Below are 16,328 nucleotides of genomic sequence, written 5' to 3' on the forward strand. Positions count from 1 at the left end.
CTTTGATCAACGAGAACAGCCAGGCCGCGAAGAACGGCCTGATCCACGCGGCCCTGGGCAAGGTCGCCGCCGCCACGGGCTTCGACGTGGACAACTACGGCATGTACGCGGCCGACGACGCCGCGCAGCTGACCTACGTGCAGAACGGCGTGCTCGCCGCCGCGCTGCTCAACTCCGGGGCCGCGGACTTCGTGGTCACCGGCTGCGGCACCGGCGAGGGCGCCATGCTCGCGCTCAACAGCTTCCCCGGCGTCATCTGCGGGCACGTCGAGGACCCGCTCGACGCGTACACGTTCGCGCAGATCAACGACGGCAACGCCATCGCGATCCCGTTCGCGCTGAAGAACGGGTGGGGCCAGGAGCTGCAGCTCGAGTACATCTTCGAGAAGCTGTGGCTCGAGGAGCCCGGTTCCGGCTATCCCAAGGAGCGGGTCGTGCCCGAACAGCGCAACAAGCGGATCCTGGACGGGGTGCGGGCGGCCGCGTTCCGTCCCCTCGTGGACATCTACCGCGACCTCGATCCCGAGCTCGTCAGGGGCGCGTTCGCGGGCGAGCGGTTCCGCGGGCTGTTCGAGGCGCACGCCAAGGACGGCGAGGTCAAGGACTACGTGCTCGGCCTGCTCGACTAGGCTCCGGCGTCGGCGGCCGGTCCGTTCCCCGTGGCGTGTCCCTGCGGCACGCTCCAGGAACGAACCGGCCGCCGCGCGTTTCATGTGAATGCGAGGCGTCATGTCACGGACACTGGTATACTGCATTCTTGTTGTTTTGGCCCCGTAGCTCAGCTGGATAGAGCATGTGACTTCTAATCTCAAGGTCGCCGGTTCGAGCCCGGCCGGGGTCACTAGGAACCCCCTTGGAATTCCAGCGTTCCAAGGGGATTATTGTTTTCTCGACTAATTATTCTGGGTACCATTGGGTACTACCGCGGAGTTTCTTCTGGCGTCCAACGCTTCGGCCACATCGTCCAGCCGTCCGAGGGGGTATTCGACCGTCATCCGCATAATCAGGCTTCCCCTACGAGGGGAAGCTGTCGAGCAAAGCGAGACTGATGAGGTGGATCGTACGAAGCACGCAATCGGGGTTACAGGATCTTCCAGGCGACGCCTTCGCCGTGTCAGCCCAAACGCACGAGCATGTCGTGTTCGGCCTTGTTGAGCGTCCAGTTGTGGTTGCCGGAACGCCTGTTGTACTCGCGGTACACGGGACGGGCTCCCGGCGTGTTCGGGGAAGACGAGCTGGACGGATAGGACGCGTATGCGAGGGAGACGCTCGGGTGGCGAGATCCTATAATCGGAATATCCGGGGACGCATGTTCAACGTGTCGGAAGGAGGATTGGTCATGGACCGGAAGAGAGCCATTGAGGAAGCCGTGCACAGTGCCGAAATGGAGGGGGCTTACGTCTCTTCCGACTTCTGCGAGGATATGGAACGGTATATCGACGGCAGGATGACTATTGATGAAATGATGGAACGCGCTTGGCGACGCAATGATCATACGAAGAAGAAGCCGCATGAATGATTATGGATTCGTTGATCCGTATATCGATCCGACTACCGGACTGCTGAGGAACAAGGTGGGGGCGACCACCTTGGATGAGTTGAAAAAGGCCGAAGGCGAATTGGTGTCGATCGCCGCAGTGAAGCTGATTGAGAATCCTCCACGGAATCGGATGGCGGATCTGAACGAATTGCGAGAGATCCACCGCAGATTGTTCGGGGCAGTGTATTCGTGGGCGGGGGAGATTCGAACAGTGGAGATCCGGAAGCTTGCCGAAGGTTCGGAATATTTCCTTCCATCACCCATGATCCCGACCGGCATCGAATACTCGATGAATGAGTTGAGAAAGGACGGTTATCTGAAAAACCTCGACAAGGACGAGTTTCTAGACCGTCTGGTCCGCAACTACGATAACTACAATTACGTGCATCCGTTCAGGGAGGGGAACGGGCGTACTCAACGCATGTTGTGGACGTTGGTCTGTCATGAAGCCGGATATGACATTGATTGGCGATTGGTCTCCAAACAGGACAATGATGAGGGAAGTCGTCTTGCGGCGGAGCAACGGGACTATTCGATACTCCGCCGGGCTTTCGATGTCGCCGTCAAACCTTGCGACCCCGATGAACCGATATTGGTGGAGCATGCAAATGTCGGTCATCTGAAGCCCATAGCAAAGCTCTTGCCGGGAGGTGATGTGTACGTGCACGCGCACACCAAGTCGGATGGGACCGAAGTGGCTGCGCACTTCCGTAGCAGGCCATCAAGGTGAAATCATCTCGCATGTGCGCTCCGGGCTTTACAGTGTCTTCTAGGCGACGCCTTCGCCGCGCCAGCCGGCGCGGATCACGCTCACGTATTCGCCGTAGCTGGTGGTGTACACGTGCTCGCCGCCGCCGTTGCCCCGGCCGTGCTTCGGCTTGTGGTAGGGCCTGGGGTTGTACAGGCGGTACACGTTCGCGCCCGTGGGCGACGTGTACCAGGCGACGCCCTCGTTCTTCCAGCCCAGGCGCACGAGCATGTCGTGTTCGGCCTTGTTGAGCGTCCAGTTGTGGTTGCCGGAGCGGCGGTTGTATTCGCGGTACACGGCCGGCTTCCACGGGCCGAACGGCAAGGCGGTCTCGCAGAACCTGACCCTCAGATGCGGCGGCGGCAACCGCACCCGCGACTTCACGCCCAGGGGCCTGGGCATGAGCGCAGGAGCCGCCGGCAAGTACTGGTTTGACCTGATCTGGACGACCTGCGAGAACGTGCCCGACGGCACCGGCTTCATCGTCATCCCTGATCGTCCCGGATGAACGCATATGATCCCGATGACTTTGAACCTCATCCGTCCGAACTCCACGTGTACGTCCAGTTCAGATCGACGGTGATTCCACGGTGGTGACGGGCAATGCGATCCACCGGCTGGCGGAATAGGGGTCGCCGGTTTTGTCGGTGCCGCGCGCGCGGATCTGATCGAGCAGGTTGCGTGCCGCCTGTCGCCCCAGCAGCTGCGGATCCTGTTCCAGCAGGTAGATGCCGTCCTGCACGTACTGCGACCAGCGCCAGTCGTCGAAGCTCACCAGCCCGATGTCCTGCGGATACCGGATGCCCAGCGCTCTGAGCGCGGCGAGTACGTCGAACAGCAGGGGGCCCATCAGCGAGATCAGCGCGGTCCGTCCGTTCAGATGATTCAGCGTAGTGCTGATCTGGCGTTGCAACCAGTCGTCGTCATGAGAATCCGCCTCGATGGTGAGCATCAGCATGTGTCGTTTCTCGGCGGCTTTGCGCAGTCCGGCGATACGGAGGGACTGGGCGGAGACTTCGCTGCGCGTGCGACTGATCACGACGAGGTTCTCGTATCCGAGGTCGGCAAGCGTTTCGCCCAGATGGTTGCAGGAGTCCTCATTGTCGCTCACCACCTTGGAAACGGTTTCGGGCTGATCCTCGGTTTCGCGATCGACCATCACCAGCGGCGTGCGTGATGAGATGATGGGCTCGTAGACGGAGAATCGGCGGGAGTTCGGCTGGATGATCAGACCGTCAACCTCCTGGGCGAGTAGTCGGTCGATCTCCCCATGCTCCTGTTCGATCATGTTGTTGGAGTTCATGAGCATGACGTCGTATCCTGCGGGCTGCAGTTCCGAGTAGATGCCGCTGAACAGCAGTGAGGAGAAGACGTTGGAGATGTCGGCGACGATTACGCCGACGACATTGGTGGACTGCTGCCTCATGCGCCGGGCCGAGGCGCTTGGACGGTATTCGAGCCGGTCCACGGTCTGCTGAATCCGGTTTTTGGTGGTCTGGCTCATCTTGCCGTAGTTGCCGTTGATGAACCGGGAGACCGTGGTCACGGAAACCTGCGCTTCGCGCGCGATGTCCGCGATGGTCACCTTGGCCATGTCAGTGCCTCCGTCGATGTCGTCTTCGTCCTCATCGGTCGCCGATATCCGGGCGTCCGGATCGGCGGACGGTGTCGGTCGTTCGTTTCGTCCGCGTGTATCCGGTGATCGGGTGATCTGGTGATCAGGACCGTTCTCCCATATGCCCGTGATACGGGTCACCAGTCTAGAACGGTTTCACGCCGGCCGGATCGTATACCCGGATCCGGGGAGGGAACGGTTTCCCGAAATCTGTTGCAAACCGTGGCAACACGCCGTAGGTTGACTGTTTTTCTGACTTGAGTATATTTTTGGGGTATCGATACACCACAACAAAAACAATGAATTTCGGATATTAAAAATATCGATATACCAATATCGGTCAGTATGCTTCACCAGCCGACGGATGATCATCGGTCGGTGAAGCCCATCGGTCGGTGAAACATACTGACCGGTCCACCCACCATCAAAGGAGATAGGGATACCATGGCGGAATTTTCCATCAGCAGTTTCGAACTCACCGACAAAGTGGTGCTCATCACCGGCGGCGCCAGCGGATTGGGGCGGTACTACACCCAGGCCGTAAGCCGAGTCGGCGCCGACGTCTTCGTCGTCTCCTACGACGACAAGGGATGGGACGAGACCCGCGCCGACGTGGAGGCCAACGGCCGTCGAATCGTCTTCCTCAAGCAGGACATCACCGAACCCGGCGCCGCCAAGATCATCGTGGACAAGGCGATGGAGGAGTTCGGACGCATCGACGTGCTCATCAACAACGCCGGCATGCAGCGCCGACATGATCTCGTGGAATTCCCCGATGAGGACTGGAAGGCCGTGATCGAGCTCAACCTCAACGCTCTGTACTATCTTTCCCACGAAGTCGCCAAGGTGATGATCAGGCAGAACAGCGGCAAGATCGTGAACATCGGCTCCATGCAGTCGTACCGCGCCGGCAAGTTCATCTACCCCTACGCGGCCAGCAAGCACGCGGTGATGGGCCTTACCCGCGCCTACGCCGACGCGCTCGCCCCGCACAACATTCAGGTCAACGGCCTGGCACCCGGCTACATCAACACTCCGATGACCAAGGCCCTGCAGGAGGATCCCGTCCGTAGCGTGGAGATCCGCGAACACATCCCCGCCGGCCACTGGGGAGAGCCCAGGGAGCTCATGGGCGCGATGGTGTTCCTATGCTCCGCGGCCTCCGACTACATCAACGGCGTCATGCTTCCCGTCGACGGCGGCTACCTGCTGCGATAGCCGTTCCTCTAGCCGGCCGCTTCCCAATCCGTTCAATCCACCCAATCCGTTCAATCCATCCAATCCATAATCACGATCCATAATCAAAGGAGATTATGATGACCACCGCAGTCAACCCGGCCTCCTCGCAGATGAGCGAGGCCGAATACGCCGACCAGCTCAAACGCGCCACGTTGGCCTCCAGCCTCGGCAGCGCCCTCGAATACTTCGACTTCGCGCTGTACGGTCTGTGCACGGCACTGATCTTCAACACCCTGTTCTTCCCGCAGGACAACCCCGCCATGGCTACGGTCGCCTCGTTCGCCACCTTCGGCGTCGGCTTCATCGCCCGACCGTTCGGCGGCCTGATCTTCGGTCGCCTCGGCGACAAGATCGGCCGCAAATGGGTGCTGGTCGTCACCATCGTGCTCATGGGCGGCTCCTCCACGGCCATCGGATTCCTGCCCACCTACGAGTCGGTCGGCATCGCCGCGCCGATCATGCTGGTGATCGCCCGTCTGCTTCAGGGCTTCGGCGCCGGTGCCGAACAGACCGGCTCCTCGGTGCTTATGGCCGAATACGCGCCGGTCAAGCAGCGTGGCTTCTTCGCCGCCCTGCCGTACATCGGCATTCAGGCAGGCAGCCTCATGGCATCCGTCGCCTTCTTCCTGCTCACCCTGATGCCCGAGCGGCAGCTCATGGCCTGGGGCTGGCGAATCCCGTTCCTCGCGTCGTTCCTGCTGATCCTGCTCGCCCTGTTCATCCGCATGCACCTGCGTGAATCGCCGACCTTCGTGGAGCTCAAGGCCTCCGATCAGGTCTCCGAGCACCCGCTCAGGGAACTGTTCACCAGCGGCACCCCCGGCGTCGTGGCCGCATTCGGCATGCGCATGGCCGAGAACGGCGGCAGCTACATGTTCCAGACCCTGTCGATGTCGTACTTCGTGGCCGTGGTCGGATCCACCGCCGACAAGGGCATACTCTCGTGGGGCGTGGCCCTCGGCGCGCTGATCGGCCTGTTCACCGTGCCGTTCTCCGGCGCACTCTCCGACAGGTACGGCCGCCGTGCCGTCTACCGCTTCGGCGCCGTGTTCATGCTGGTCTTCGCCTTCCCGGCCTGGTGGCTACTCTCGCTGGGCAATCACTTCATCGCCGTTGCGGTGGTCGCCCTTGGCGTCGGCGTCGGCGTGAACTTCATGCTCGGCCCGCAGTGCGCCATGTTCCCCGAACTCTTCGGCGCCCGTCACCGCTACCTCGGCGTGGCCATGGCCCGTGAGCTCTCCGCCGTGGTCGCCGGAGGACTGGCCGGCGTACTCGGCTCCTACATCATCGCGGTCAGCAACGCGAATTGGGTGCTCATGGCCGTGTACATGACGGTGCTCGCCGCCATCACCACGCTGTCCACGTTCATGGTGCCGGAAACCGCAGGTCGGGATCTGACCCGTCTGGACGACGCCGTGAAGATCTCCCAGCACGAACGGTCCTCCGAAACCATGCCGGCCGTCGTACCCGAAACCGTCGCCGCACCGCTCGCCTCGGTGGCCTGAATCACCCCCGGTGAAGCGAATCACCCCCGGTGAAGCGAATCACTTCGGTGGAGTGAACCATCCGGTGGCTCTGGTCATCCGGTGGTTCCCCCCACCATTCGCATGAACCTCACATGAATCTCACATGAATCATTCGCAAATGAAAGGAACCCACCCATGACCATCTCAAACCCCAACGATTCCACCGAAACCGCCCGCCGACTGCGAGTGGTGGTGGCCGTTCCGCTGAACGAACGACTCTGCCGACTGGTCGAAACCCTGGAACCTCGCATCGATCTCATCCGCGACCATACGCTGCTCAAGCCGATGCGCGGTCCCGCCGACTGGTCCGGCGACCCCGGTTTCCACCGCACTCCCGAACAGCAGCGGGCCTTCGACGATCTGGTCGACTCGGCCGACGCGCTGTTCGGCATCCCCGACGTCGAGCCCGAAGCGCTGGCCCGCACGGTCAAGGCCAACCCCGATCTCAAGTGGGTGATGACCACTGCGGCCGGCGGCGGCAGCCAGATCAAGGACGCGAACCTGAGCCGAGAGGACCTCGAACGCATCGTCTTCACCACCAGCGCCGGAGTGCACGGCGGGCCGCTGGCCGAATTCGCAGTCTTCGGTGTGCTGGCCGGCGCCAAGAACCTTCCGCGTCTGCTCGCCGACAAGGGCGCGAAAACGTGGCCCGACCGATGGGAGATGCGTCAGGTGGACGAGATGACCGTTCTGGTGATGGGTCTCGGCGGCATCGGCTCCGAATGCGTGCGCCGCCTCAATGCGCTCGGCGCCCGCGTGATCGGCGTGGCCGAAGGCGATCCGAAGATCGAAGGCGTCGACAAAGTGGTTTCCGCCGCTCAGCTGCCGGACGTCGTCGGCGAGGTGGATGCCATCATCAACACCCTGCCCGGCACCGACCAGACGTATCACATGCTCGGACGGGACGTGTTCGCCAACATGAAGCCCGGCACGATCATCTCCAGCGTCGGCCGCGGCACCGTGATCGACGAGGCCGAACTGCTCAAGGCGCTGGATGACGGCCGTGTGTCCTTCGCGGCCATGGACGTGTTCGAGCATGAGCCGCTGCCGGCCGACTCGCCGTTCTGGACTCATCCGCAGGTGGTGGTCAGTCCCCATACCGCAGCGCTGAGCAGCAAGGAGGAGGAGCGCATCGCACGGCGATTCGCGCAGGATGCCACGGCGTTCCTAGACGGCAAGCCGATGCGGGCCGTGGTGAACACCGTCGAATTCTACTGACGGGCAAATTCCGTTGACGGTGTGAGGCTCCGTCGAAGCCGGGCGGCTCGGCGGAGCCTATCGGCCTAGCGGATCCGGCCCAGTACGCGGCCGGCGATCCGTTCGGCGGTCAACCCGTAACGCTCGCGCAGCGTGGTCATGGGCACCCGATCGGTGACCTCCTTGCTTGCTCCGACGTTCAGTACCTGCATGGTGACCTGTTCGTTCGCGGGGCGGTTCGCGTAGAACGCGGTGATCTTCTCTCCCCACCCACCTTCAAGCTGACCATCCTCGACGGTGACGACGATCCGATGATCGCCTTCCAGACCGATCAGCGTCTCCTCGTCCAGCGACGAGTATTGACGGGGGTTGATCACCGTGGCGTCGATGTCGTGCTCGGCAAGCAGACCCGCCGCGGACTCCGCCAGCGGATAGGCGTTGCCCAGACCGATCAGAGCCACCTCGCGGCCGCGATGGGTGATGCGGTATCGCAGGGGATCACCTGCCACGGCGTCGGTAACGGTATCGGTAGCGGTGGCGGCGGTATCGGTGGCGGCAGACGAAGCGGCGTCGGCGTTATCGTCGTCGCGATCATCGGCATTGATCCCGGAAACACCGGCACGCGCATACCTTGGATATCCGCCGGCCCGTTCCGCAGACAATACGGCTTCTCCGGGCACCCGGATCGCCACCGGTCGCCGGGCCGGGCCGGTGGACCATGCGAGCATGCTGAGGAATTCGGCTCCCGACGTTGGTGCCAGGCAGGTCAGTCCCGGGATGTTGCCGAACATCACCACATCACCGGCCCCGGAATGCGTGTTGTCGGTTCCCGAAATGCCGCCGCCGAAGATCAGCAACGTACCGGGCACCCGGTTGAGGGCGAACTCCTGATGAATCTGATCGAAAGCGCGCTGGAAGAACGTGGCCGACGTCGCCAGCACGGGCGTGCCCTCCGCACGTCCGATGCCGGCGGCCAGCGCAACCGCATGCTCTTCGGTGATCCCGGTGTCAAGGTAATGCGAACCGGCCTCGGCGCGAAACTCGCGCGTGATGCCGTTGGACCCAGGCGTGGCGGGGGAGATCACGATCAGCCCCGGTTCCGTGTCGAAACGCTTGGCGAGCATGTCCATCGCCATCATGCCGTAGGTCTTTCGCGCGCCGAGCGGCCTCCCGGCGGCACTCGCCGCGTTATGCCAATGATTGCTTTCCACCCGGCCTTCGTCGTCCGGCCCCAGGCCAAGCCCTTTGACCGTATGGATGTGCACGACCACCGGATGATCGAAGTCGCGAACCTCCCGGAAGGCCTTCACCAGCTCCGTCACGTCGTTGCCATGTTCCACGTAGCGATAGTCCAGACCGAAATCGCGGAACAGATTATGCTCGCACAGCCCGCCGGTGGCGCGCAGCCGCGCGAGATTCGCATACATGCCCCCGTGGTTCTCGGCGATCGACATCTCGTTGTCGTTGACCACGATGAGCAGATTACCGTGCAGCTCCCCGGCCTCGTTCAGACCCTCGAACGCGACGGCGCTGGACAGCGAGCCGTCGCCGATCACCGCCACCACACGATTGGTTCCTCCGGTCAGATCGCGGGCCCGTGCCATGCCGCAGGCCAGGGAGATCGACGTGCCGGTGTGGCCGAGCACGAACGGATCGTCCTCGCTTTCCAGCGGATTCGTGAATCCGGTGACCGTGCCGTACAGCCGCGGATCGGTGAACGCGCGGCGGCGGCCGGTGAGCATCTTGTGCGTGTAGCTTTGGTGCGACACATCGAAGACGATGTGGTCGCGGGGTGAATCGAACACGTAGTGCAGGGCGATGGTGGCCTCCACGATGCCGAGGTTCGATCCCACATGTCCTCCGTGGACTTCGCAGTATTCGAGCAGGGCGCGGCGAACCTCGTCGGCGAGATCGGGCAGCTGATCGATAGCAAGACGCTTGAGATCCTCGGTGCCGTCGATGTGTGCCAGATAATCGCTCATCCAATACTCTCCTTGACTGTGCGGATCGTTGACTGTACGGATCGGATCGCACGGATTGACCATATGGATATGCCGTCGGTCGAGCGGTCCATGCCTCTGACGGTCGCCGTACCCCGCCTTTCCCGGCAACCGATTGTAGCGATGCGATCCGCCATATGCCCCCTGTTGCCGGAACATTCTCAGCATCTACCGATTTTGCGGGAAGCTTTGCGACGATAATGGAGGGAGCGCAACAGGGTTAGGAGCGCAGCAGGGCCGTTAGGAAAGGAACGCCGATGAAAGCCGTATACGCCGCCGATGTGAATCATGATGATCCGCTGTCCGTGCTGGAGGTGGGGAGCCGGCCGGAACCGGAGCCGCGCGAATACTGGTCCACGGTGACGGTGAAGGCCGCGACCGTGAACCATCACGATCTGTGGAGCCTGCAGGGCGTGGGACTTTCATCGGAGCAGACGCCGATGATTCTCGGCACCGATGCGGCCGGCGTGCTCGACGAGGACATTCCCGTGCGCAAGGGGCTGAAGGCCGGCAGCGAAGTGGTGCTGTACACCTTCGTCGGCACCGACGGCAACGGCGTGGCACCGGGGGAGCGGCGCAGCATCCTCTCCGAGCGGTACCCCGGTACGCTGGCCGAGAAGACCTCGGTGCCTAGCGCCAACATATTCGCCAAGCCGCGGAATCTGGATTTCGGCGAGGCCGCGGCCTTGGGCACCAGCTGGCTGACCGCCTATTCGCTGGTGTTCCGCGCCGCCGAGGTGAGGCCCGGCGATTCGATCCTGGTTCAGGGTGCGGGCGGCGGAGTGTCCACGGCGGCGATCCAGCTGGCCCATGCCGCCGGCCTTGAGGTGTTCGTCACCTCGCGAAGCGAAGACAAGCGCAACAAGGCCGTGGCGCTGGGCGCCGACGCGGCGTTCGAACCCGGTGCGAGACTTCCCCGCAAGGTGGACGCCGTCATCGAATCGGTGGGTGCAGCTACGTGGAGCCACTCGGTGAAATCGGCGAGACCGGGCGGGGTCATCGCCGTCTGCGGCGCCACCACCGGAGACCAGCCGGGCGCCGAGCTCACGCGCGTGTTCTTCCAGGACATCCGCGTGCAGGGCGTCACCATGGGTTCCCGTGATGATTTCGGCCGTCTGCTGCGCTTCGTGGAGCACGCCGATCTGCATCCCGTGGTCGATTCCGTGTACGACGTCGATCGGGCTCCCGAGGCGTTTGGCAAGGTGCTGTCCGGAGACGTGTTCGGCAAGGTCGTCATCACGCTGTGACCGAGCGGCGGCGGGTATGACGATTAGGCGGAGGGTATGACGATTATTTGATATCGCCGTACAGACGACGCTTATATCCCGTGGGCTCGCCATCGCGCAAATCCACGGGATTCCAGTGGTCCGCCACGGTCGGAGGCGGTGTTTTCGGCGGTTTGCCGGCAACACTCCCTGATCGTGTGGCTGGAAACCAATGACAAACTGCAATACCATCGCAACCAGTACTGGCATGAGCGGAAGTGCGCGTGATGAGAGGGGGACTGCCTTGCCTGAGTCGATAGTGATCCGTGACGTGACGAAGACGGTGCTGACCCCGGACGGACCGAAGTCCCTGCTGAAGGGCGTGAACCTGCATTTGGAACAGGGGCGCATCTACGGGGTGATCGGCCTCGGCGGGGCCGGCAAAAGCACGCTGCTCAAACTCATCGCCGGGGAAATCAGGCCCACATCCGGTACCGTGGAGCTGTTCGGCAGATCCATACGTGACGTTTCGGATTCCGAACGCGCCGATCTGCTTACCAAAGTGGCCAAGGTGGGCGTGTTCCCCAATCTCACCCCCAATCAGACCATCATCGAATCCGTGACCGAAGCGGCCCAACAGGTGGAACACCGTATCGCCGACGGCGGCGAACCGGACGAGAAGGACAAACCCCGTCTGGAACCCTCCGAAATCGCGTTGCACCTGCTCCGTGCGCTTGGCCTTCGCGCGCTGAAGAACCTGTATCCCGAACAGCTTTCCGGCGGCGAACTCCAGCGGGCTTCCGTGGCCAAGGCTCTGGCCGCCGATCCGCGTGTTCTGCTGCTCGACGAGGTGACGGGCGCGCTCGACCACCTCGAAAGCCGTGAGATCCTGCGGCTGATCAGGCGGCTGGTGAAGGAGCGGAACATCACCGTCGTGCTCGCCACCCATGAGATCTCCGCGATCAAGGAGATCTGCGACAACGTGATCGTGCTCGACAAGGGTCTGGTGGTGGAGGAAGGGCCGTCCCATGCGGTCATCGCCGACCCTCAGGCCGACAGGACCCGCGCGTTCGTGCAGTCCGCATCCAGCCTCGGCAAGGTGTCCGATCTGCTGGCGGGGTCCGACCCGGTGGTGGATCTGCGTCCCGGGCAGAAGCTCATCTCCCTGCGATACGTCAGCGAGGACGTCTCCGAACCGCTGGTGTCGCTGGTCACCCGCAAGTTCGGCATCGACGTGAACATCATGCTCGCCGACATCCAGATCGTCGGCAAGTATCCGATCGGCGGCATCGTCGGCATTTTCGAAGGGCCGGAACGCAACATCCGCGATGCGATCACCTTCCTGCGCGGCAAGAAGGTGCGCGTGGAGATCATCGCCGAAAACTGAACGCCGATTCGGCGGCACGGCTGAGTGGCGATGCTGCGTGGCGTGGTAGCGTGGCGTGGCAGCGTGGCGATGTGCGGATGCCGGATTCGGGTACGTGGATTGAGCGGATTGCCCGGATTTGTGCCGAGGAGTGCGTAGAGTGGAACGTATTCCACGAACGGAGGTTGAGTCATGGCCGAAAACACGCCGCTTGTCGCTGTCGTAATGGGGTCTGCCAGTGATTGGGAGACGATGAAGCATGCCTGCGAGATGCTCGACAAATTCGGGGTCCCGTATTCCAAGCAGGTGGTGTCCGCCCATCGCACACCCGAACTGATGGCCGATTTCGCACATTCCGCACGCGAAAAAGGCATTCATGTGATCATCGCAGGCGCAGGCGGGGCGGCTCATCTGCCCGGTATGATCGCGGCGCAGACCACGCTGCCGGTGATCGGCGTGCCGGTGCGCTCGCATGCGTTGAGCGGCTGGGATTCGCTGCTGTCGATCGTGCAGATGCCTGGCGGCATTCCGGTGGCCACCACCGCCGTGGGCAATTCCGGTGCCACGAATGCCGGCTTGCTCGCCGTGAGCATTCTTTCCACCACGGATGAACGGCTCGCCGAGGCGCTGCAGGAGTACCGTAACGATTTGAAGAAGAAGGTGGAGGAATCCAATGCCCAGCTTGTCTGAGGAGACGAACGGCAAGGTTACCATGCTCGAGCCTGGTGTGACGATCGGCATCGTCGGAGGCGGCCAGCTGGGCCGTATGATGGCGCTTTCCGCCAAATACATGGGATTCCGCATCGGCGTGCTCGACCCGACGCCGGACTGCCCGGTGGCTCAGGTGGGTGATTTTCAGGTAGTGGCCGACTACGACGACAAGCAGGCCATTCGTGAGCTCGCCGAGAAAAGCGATGTGCTCACCTACGAGTTCGAGAACGTGGACGCCGATGCGCTGGACGAGGTGCGCGGGCAGGTGGCCGTGCCGCAGGGCACCGATCTGCTGCGCGTGACGCAGAACCGCATCGCCGAGAAGAGTTTCATCAACCGGCATGGCATCGAAACCGCGCCGTGGCGTGCTGTGAACAATCGGGCCGATCTGGATGCGGCGCTGGCGGAGCTTGGATACCCCGCGGTGCTCAAGACCTGCGAGGGTGGCTACGACGGGCATGGGCAGATCGTGCTCCACGGGGAGGAGGATCTGGGCCGGGTTTGGCCGGACGACGATTTCCCGCCGGCGATTCTCGAAGGATTCGTGGATTTCGATTTCGAGGCGTCGATCATGGTGTCGGGTGATGGTGAGCATTACGTGACGTTCCCGATCGTGCGCAACATTCACCGGAACAACATTCTGCATGTGACGCTGGCCCCCGCGTCGGTGGCTCCTGCAGTGGAGGCGCGTGCCCATGAGCTGGCGAAGATCCTGGCGGGCGGCTTCAAGCTGGCCGGCACGCTCGGCATCGAACTGTTCGTCACCAAAGACGGCCGTGTGCTGGTGAACGAGCTGGCGCCGCGTCCGCACAACTCTGCGCACTACACCATCGAGGCGTGCTCGATCGATCAGTTCGACGCGCATATCCGTGGTATTGCCGGCTGGCCGATTCCGCAGCCGAAGCTGCTCAGCCCCGCGGTGATGTTCAACCTGCTCGGTCAGCATCTCGAACCGGCCAGGGCGCAGATTCCCACCCATCCCGAATGGAATGTGCACGACTACGGCAAGGCCGTGGCCAAGCACAACCGCAAGATGGGCCATGTGACGGTGCTTACCGACGATCCTGAGCGCACGATGGCCGAAATGGAAGCCACCGGCGTCTGGGACGATCTCAAGTAACCCTTCCTATCTGGCTTCCCTTCGAGGGGAAGCTGTCGGCTCCGCCGACTGATGAGGTGCCGTACACTTGGGCTTCCACTTGTAGGTTTCCCTTTACGTGGTTTTCCTTATGTGGGCTTCCCCTTGAGGGGAAGCTGTCGGCTCCGCCGACTGATGAGGTGCCGCCAGCGAAGTCGCCAGTTCAATTCAGCTACGGTTCGATCGGTCCACAGTGCGATACGGGATTGCATTACATGGACCGTTTTGCGTCACGCGGTACGTTTTGCGTCACACGGTATGGGTTATCCGTGTGACGCACCCATCAAAACGTTGAAATCTCAAGGGTTTAGTCATTGCGTCACATGGTATAGGTAGTCCGCGTGACGATACCCGGTCCGCGTGACGATACCCGGTCCGGGAGACGATGTGGAGAAAGCGTCACCGCGGCCGTCAAGGTAATCCGCGTGACGATATTCGGCATTCGATTTGCGTGTCAGTATCCGGTCCGTGGCTCTGTATGGACGGAACTGCGATATGGTGACTCTTCTCGTTTCGGCGTGCAAGATTCTCGGCGCAAGGTTTTCAACATACGCAGTTTTCGGTGCGCAGAATGCGTTGGGTTTTGTGTTGCGACGCTAGATTGATCAGCAATATTGACCGACACTGTTGATCAGTAATTGATCAGTAATAAAGATCGAAGATAAAAAAGAATCCGGTATGCGGACGCCGTTGGCCGTATGCCTTATTTTTGTGTCATTTCTGTGTTCTGCTGCGATTGACTACTGGTGATGTCGCTCAGCGGGCGGTGTTGCGACGCTGGGCTTCGGCCATCTTCTCCTGAGCGATGGCGGCCGGCATCAGGTTGTCTGCGCAGTAATCGATGAAGCTACCGAAGATGTTCTTGTTGGCCATGATCCTTACCTTACCTTTCGTATGGTTTTGTATGCTTGGCTGTTATCGGTTAGCGAATGGGTGAATCCTGAACGATTCAGCGTTCGTTGGCGATGTCGAGGATGGTCTCGGCAACCTGCTTGTTGGAGGCGACGCCGGTCATGGTGGAGGCGCCGTACATAGCAAGTCCGTGGATGAGGCTCTTCTTGAAGTCCATGGTGATCTCCTTGTTCGATTTTCGTATTGTTTTGTTTTGTCAGCCTTTGTTCGGCTGCCATGTATGAGGATAGTCGTCTTGTCATTGTTGTGCAAGCGCTGCCGCAAAAAGCCGACCGATCGGTAGGTTTTATACCGATCGGTCGGCGTGTCGCATGTGGGTGATATGCTCTCCTGATTGACGATTGTTATGATTTGGTTATCTTTCTTTTCTGTGTAATGCACATGGAAAATGTGCGGTTGCGCTTGTCGTTGATCGGTGGGTGGTTGGTGGCGTACGGTCTGGTTGCCGGAGCGGCGGTGAGTTGAATCCCGCTTCGGACACGGCGGAAGCCGGGGCTGATAGTATTGGGCGATGACGGTGCCGGCGGCAATGTCGGCAGGGGAGTGGATTTATGGTTGAACATATGAAGAGACGCACCGTACAGAAGGAGGCCGTGCGTGAGGCGCTGAAGGAGACGAAGGAGTTCGTTTCAGCGCAGGATCTGCATCGTCGGCTGATAGACGCCGGGTCGCGGATCGGCCTGGCCACCGTGTATCGGCAGCTGAACAACCTCGCAGCCGAAGGTCAGGCCGATACGATTCGCATGGGCGGCGAACAGCTGTTCCGCGACTGTGGCGAGGACGCATCCCGCCATCATCATCATCTGGTGTGCGAGCGGTGCGGCAGAACCGTGGACATCGAGCCTCCAAGCGAGACCTGGTTCCGCCGCATCGCCCGAGAGAACGGTTTCACCGTCACCAGCCACATCCTTGAGATCTTCGGCACCTGCGCCGAATGCCGCGAACGAGAGCGCGAAGAGCGCCCCGCCGTCGAAGAGCGTGAATGATGGAGTCGCCGTTTCCGTGTTGATGGAGAGAGGCGCCTTTTCTACATTGGCGTTAGCGTGGGGTTGTCCGAGATCGAAATTGCGTTTTATGCGGTGGGCGGGGCTTTCGGAGCTGCACTAAAACTCAGATGCTGCGTCTTGATTG

15 protein-coding genes and 1 tRNA gene are annotated in these 16,328 nt (G+C 61.7%); 12 read left to right on the forward strand and 4 right to left on the reverse strand.

Going from position 1 to position 16,328, the window contains the following annotated elements:
- A partial coding sequence (locus tag Uis1B_RS09600) for an RpiB/LacA/LacB family sugar-phosphate isomerase (RefSeq protein ID WP_101617803.1) occupies positions 1 to 629 on the forward strand: 629 nt, incomplete at its 5' end.
- Positions 630 to 767: 138 nt separating this feature from the next.
- Positions 768 to 841 (forward strand) — tRNA-Arg (locus Uis1B_RS09605).
- A gap of 273 nt (positions 842 to 1,114) precedes the next feature.
- Here Uis1B_RS09605 and Uis1B_RS12575 read toward each other — a convergent pair.
- Positions 1,115 to 1,375: a hypothetical protein gene (locus Uis1B_RS12575; protein ID WP_423734888.1), complete on the reverse strand. Its 261-nt coding sequence runs from the start codon at positions 1,373 to 1,375 to the stop codon at positions 1,115 to 1,117.
- Between Uis1B_RS12575 and Uis1B_RS09610 the strand changes: the two genes are divergently transcribed.
- Together Uis1B_RS09610 and Uis1B_RS09615 are read left to right on the forward strand one after the other, a co-directional pair.
- Positions 1,340 to 1,519, forward strand: a complete 180-nt coding sequence (locus Uis1B_RS09610; protein WP_101617805.1) for an antitoxin VbhA family protein — start codon at positions 1,340 to 1,342, stop codon at positions 1,517 to 1,519. The two genes, Uis1B_RS12575 and Uis1B_RS09610, sit on opposite strands and share 36 nt — an antisense overlap.
- Positions 1,512 to 2,270, forward strand: a complete 759-nt coding sequence (locus Uis1B_RS09615; protein WP_165782840.1) for a Fic/DOC family protein — start codon at positions 1,512 to 1,514, stop codon at positions 2,268 to 2,270. Before Uis1B_RS09610 ends, Uis1B_RS09615 begins: the two co-directional genes overlap by 8 nt.
- Positions 2,271 to 2,309: 39 nt before the next feature.
- On the opposite strand, the gene Uis1B_RS09620 is transcribed toward Uis1B_RS09615, so the two are convergent.
- Both Uis1B_RS09620 and Uis1B_RS09630 read right to left on the reverse strand, forming a co-directional pair.
- The gene (locus tag Uis1B_RS09620) at positions 2,310 to 2,690 is read right to left on the reverse strand and encodes a hypothetical protein (RefSeq protein ID WP_133124913.1); all 381 of its coding nucleotides are present in this window, start codon (positions 2,688 to 2,690) and stop codon (positions 2,310 to 2,312) included.
- Between the two features lie 166 nt (positions 2,691 to 2,856).
- Complete coding sequence (locus Uis1B_RS09630) at positions 2,857 to 3,882, reverse strand: LacI family DNA-binding transcriptional regulator (protein ID WP_101617841.1); 1,026 nt, start codon at positions 3,880 to 3,882, stop codon at positions 2,857 to 2,859.
- A 465-nt stretch (positions 3,883 to 4,347) separates the two neighbouring features.
- On the opposite strand from Uis1B_RS09630, the gene Uis1B_RS09635 reads away from it, so the two are divergent.
- The 3 genes from Uis1B_RS09635 (at position 4,348) to Uis1B_RS09645 (ending at position 7,886) form a co-directional block, all read left to right on the forward strand.
- Positions 4,348 to 5,121 carry an SDR family NAD(P)-dependent oxidoreductase gene (locus Uis1B_RS09635; RefSeq protein ID WP_101617813.1) on the forward strand — a complete coding sequence of 258 codons (774 nt, stop codon included), beginning with the start codon at positions 4,348 to 4,350 and terminating at the stop codon, positions 5,119 to 5,121.
- Positions 5,122 to 5,216: 95 nt separating this feature from the next.
- Positions 5,217 to 6,647 (forward strand): MFS transporter, encoded by a 1,431-nt coding sequence (locus Uis1B_RS09640; protein WP_207763414.1) that lies wholly within the window; start codon positions 5,217 to 5,219, stop codon positions 6,645 to 6,647.
- A gap of 156 nt (positions 6,648 to 6,803) precedes the next feature.
- Complete coding sequence (locus Uis1B_RS09645) at positions 6,804 to 7,886, forward strand: D-2-hydroxyacid dehydrogenase (protein WP_101617817.1); 1,083 nt, start codon at positions 6,804 to 6,806, stop codon at positions 7,884 to 7,886.
- A 65-nt stretch (positions 7,887 to 7,951) separates the two neighbouring features.
- On the opposite strand, the gene Uis1B_RS09650 is transcribed toward Uis1B_RS09645, so the two are convergent.
- Positions 7,952 to 9,847: a 1-deoxy-D-xylulose-5-phosphate synthase gene (locus tag Uis1B_RS09650; RefSeq protein ID WP_101617819.1), complete on the reverse strand. Its 1,896-nt coding sequence runs from the start codon at positions 9,845 to 9,847 to the stop codon at positions 7,952 to 7,954.
- Between the two features lie 275 nt (positions 9,848 to 10,122).
- Here Uis1B_RS09650 and Uis1B_RS09655 point away from each other — a divergent pair, with 275 nt between their 5' ends.
- The 5 genes from Uis1B_RS09655 to Uis1B_RS09675 all read left to right on the forward strand — a co-directional run bounded on the left by Uis1B_RS09655 (position 10,123) and on the right by Uis1B_RS09675 (position 16,183).
- Positions 10,123 to 11,112: a zinc-binding dehydrogenase gene (locus Uis1B_RS09655; protein WP_101617821.1), complete on the forward strand. Its 990-nt coding sequence runs from the start codon at positions 10,123 to 10,125 to the stop codon at positions 11,110 to 11,112.
- 262 nt (positions 11,113 to 11,374) lie between these two features.
- On the forward strand, positions 11,375 to 12,457 hold the full coding sequence (locus tag Uis1B_RS09660) for an ATP-binding cassette domain-containing protein (RefSeq protein ID WP_165782841.1): 1,083 nt from the start codon (positions 11,375 to 11,377) through the stop codon (positions 12,455 to 12,457).
- 171 nt (positions 12,458 to 12,628) lie between these two features.
- The gene (purE, locus tag Uis1B_RS09665) at positions 12,629 to 13,126 is read left to right on the forward strand and encodes a 5-(carboxyamino)imidazole ribonucleotide mutase (protein ID WP_101617826.1); all 498 of its coding nucleotides are present in this window, start codon (positions 12,629 to 12,631) and stop codon (positions 13,124 to 13,126) included.
- Positions 13,110 to 14,267 carry a 5-(carboxyamino)imidazole ribonucleotide synthase gene (purK, locus tag Uis1B_RS09670; RefSeq protein WP_165782842.1) on the forward strand — a complete coding sequence of 386 codons (1,158 nt, stop codon included), beginning with the start codon at positions 13,110 to 13,112 and terminating at the stop codon, positions 14,265 to 14,267. Before purE ends, purK begins: the two co-directional genes overlap by 17 nt.
- A gap of 1,481 nt (positions 14,268 to 15,748) precedes the next feature.
- Positions 15,749 to 16,183, forward strand: a complete 435-nt coding sequence (locus tag Uis1B_RS09675; protein ID WP_101617828.1) for a Fur family transcriptional regulator — start codon at positions 15,749 to 15,751, stop codon at positions 16,181 to 16,183.
- The last annotated feature ends 145 nt before the right edge of the window (positions 16,184 to 16,328 follow it).

It is taken from the genome of Bifidobacterium margollesii, assembly GCF_002860355.1.
Taxonomy (GTDB): domain Bacteria; phylum Actinomycetota; class Actinomycetes; order Actinomycetales; family Bifidobacteriaceae; genus Galliscardovia; species Galliscardovia margollesii.

Bases quoted from the DNA above. Each gene is read 5' to 3' on its own strand.
- Uis1B_RS09610 (WP_101617805.1), top strand. From the start codon at position 1,340: ATGGACCGGAAGAGAGCCATTGAGGAAGCCGTGCACAGTGCCGAAATG.
- Uis1B_RS09615 (WP_165782840.1), top strand. From the start codon at position 1,512: ATGAATGATTATGGATTCGTTGATCCGTATATCGATCCGACTACCGGA.
- Uis1B_RS09620 (WP_133124913.1), bottom strand. From the start codon at position 2,690: ATGCCCAGGCCCCTGGGCGTGAAGTCGCGGGTGCGGTTGCCGCCGCCG.
- Uis1B_RS09630 (WP_101617841.1), bottom strand. From the start codon at position 3,882: ATGGCCAAGGTGACCATCGCGGACATCGCGCGCGAAGCGCAGGTTTCC.
- Uis1B_RS09635 (WP_101617813.1), top strand. From the start codon at position 4,348: ATGGCGGAATTTTCCATCAGCAGTTTCGAACTCACCGACAAAGTGGTG.
- Uis1B_RS09640 (WP_207763414.1), top strand. From the start codon at position 5,217: ATGATGACCACCGCAGTCAACCCGGCCTCCTCGCAGATGAGCGAGGCC.
- Uis1B_RS09645 (WP_101617817.1), top strand. From the start codon at position 6,804: ATGACCATCTCAAACCCCAACGATTCCACCGAAACCGCCCGCCGACTG.
- Uis1B_RS09650 (WP_101617819.1), bottom strand. From the start codon at position 9,847: ATGAGCGATTATCTGGCACACATCGACGGCACCGAGGATCTCAAGCGT.
- Uis1B_RS09655 (WP_101617821.1), top strand. From the start codon at position 10,123: ATGAAAGCCGTATACGCCGCCGATGTGAATCATGATGATCCGCTGTCC.
- purE (WP_101617826.1), top strand. From the start codon at position 12,629: ATGGCCGAAAACACGCCGCTTGTCGCTGTCGTAATGGGGTCTGCCAGT.
- purK (WP_165782842.1), top strand. From the start codon at position 13,110: ATGCCCAGCTTGTCTGAGGAGACGAACGGCAAGGTTACCATGCTCGAG.
- Uis1B_RS09675 (WP_101617828.1), top strand. From the start codon at position 15,749: ATGGTTGAACATATGAAGAGACGCACCGTACAGAAGGAGGCCGTGCGT.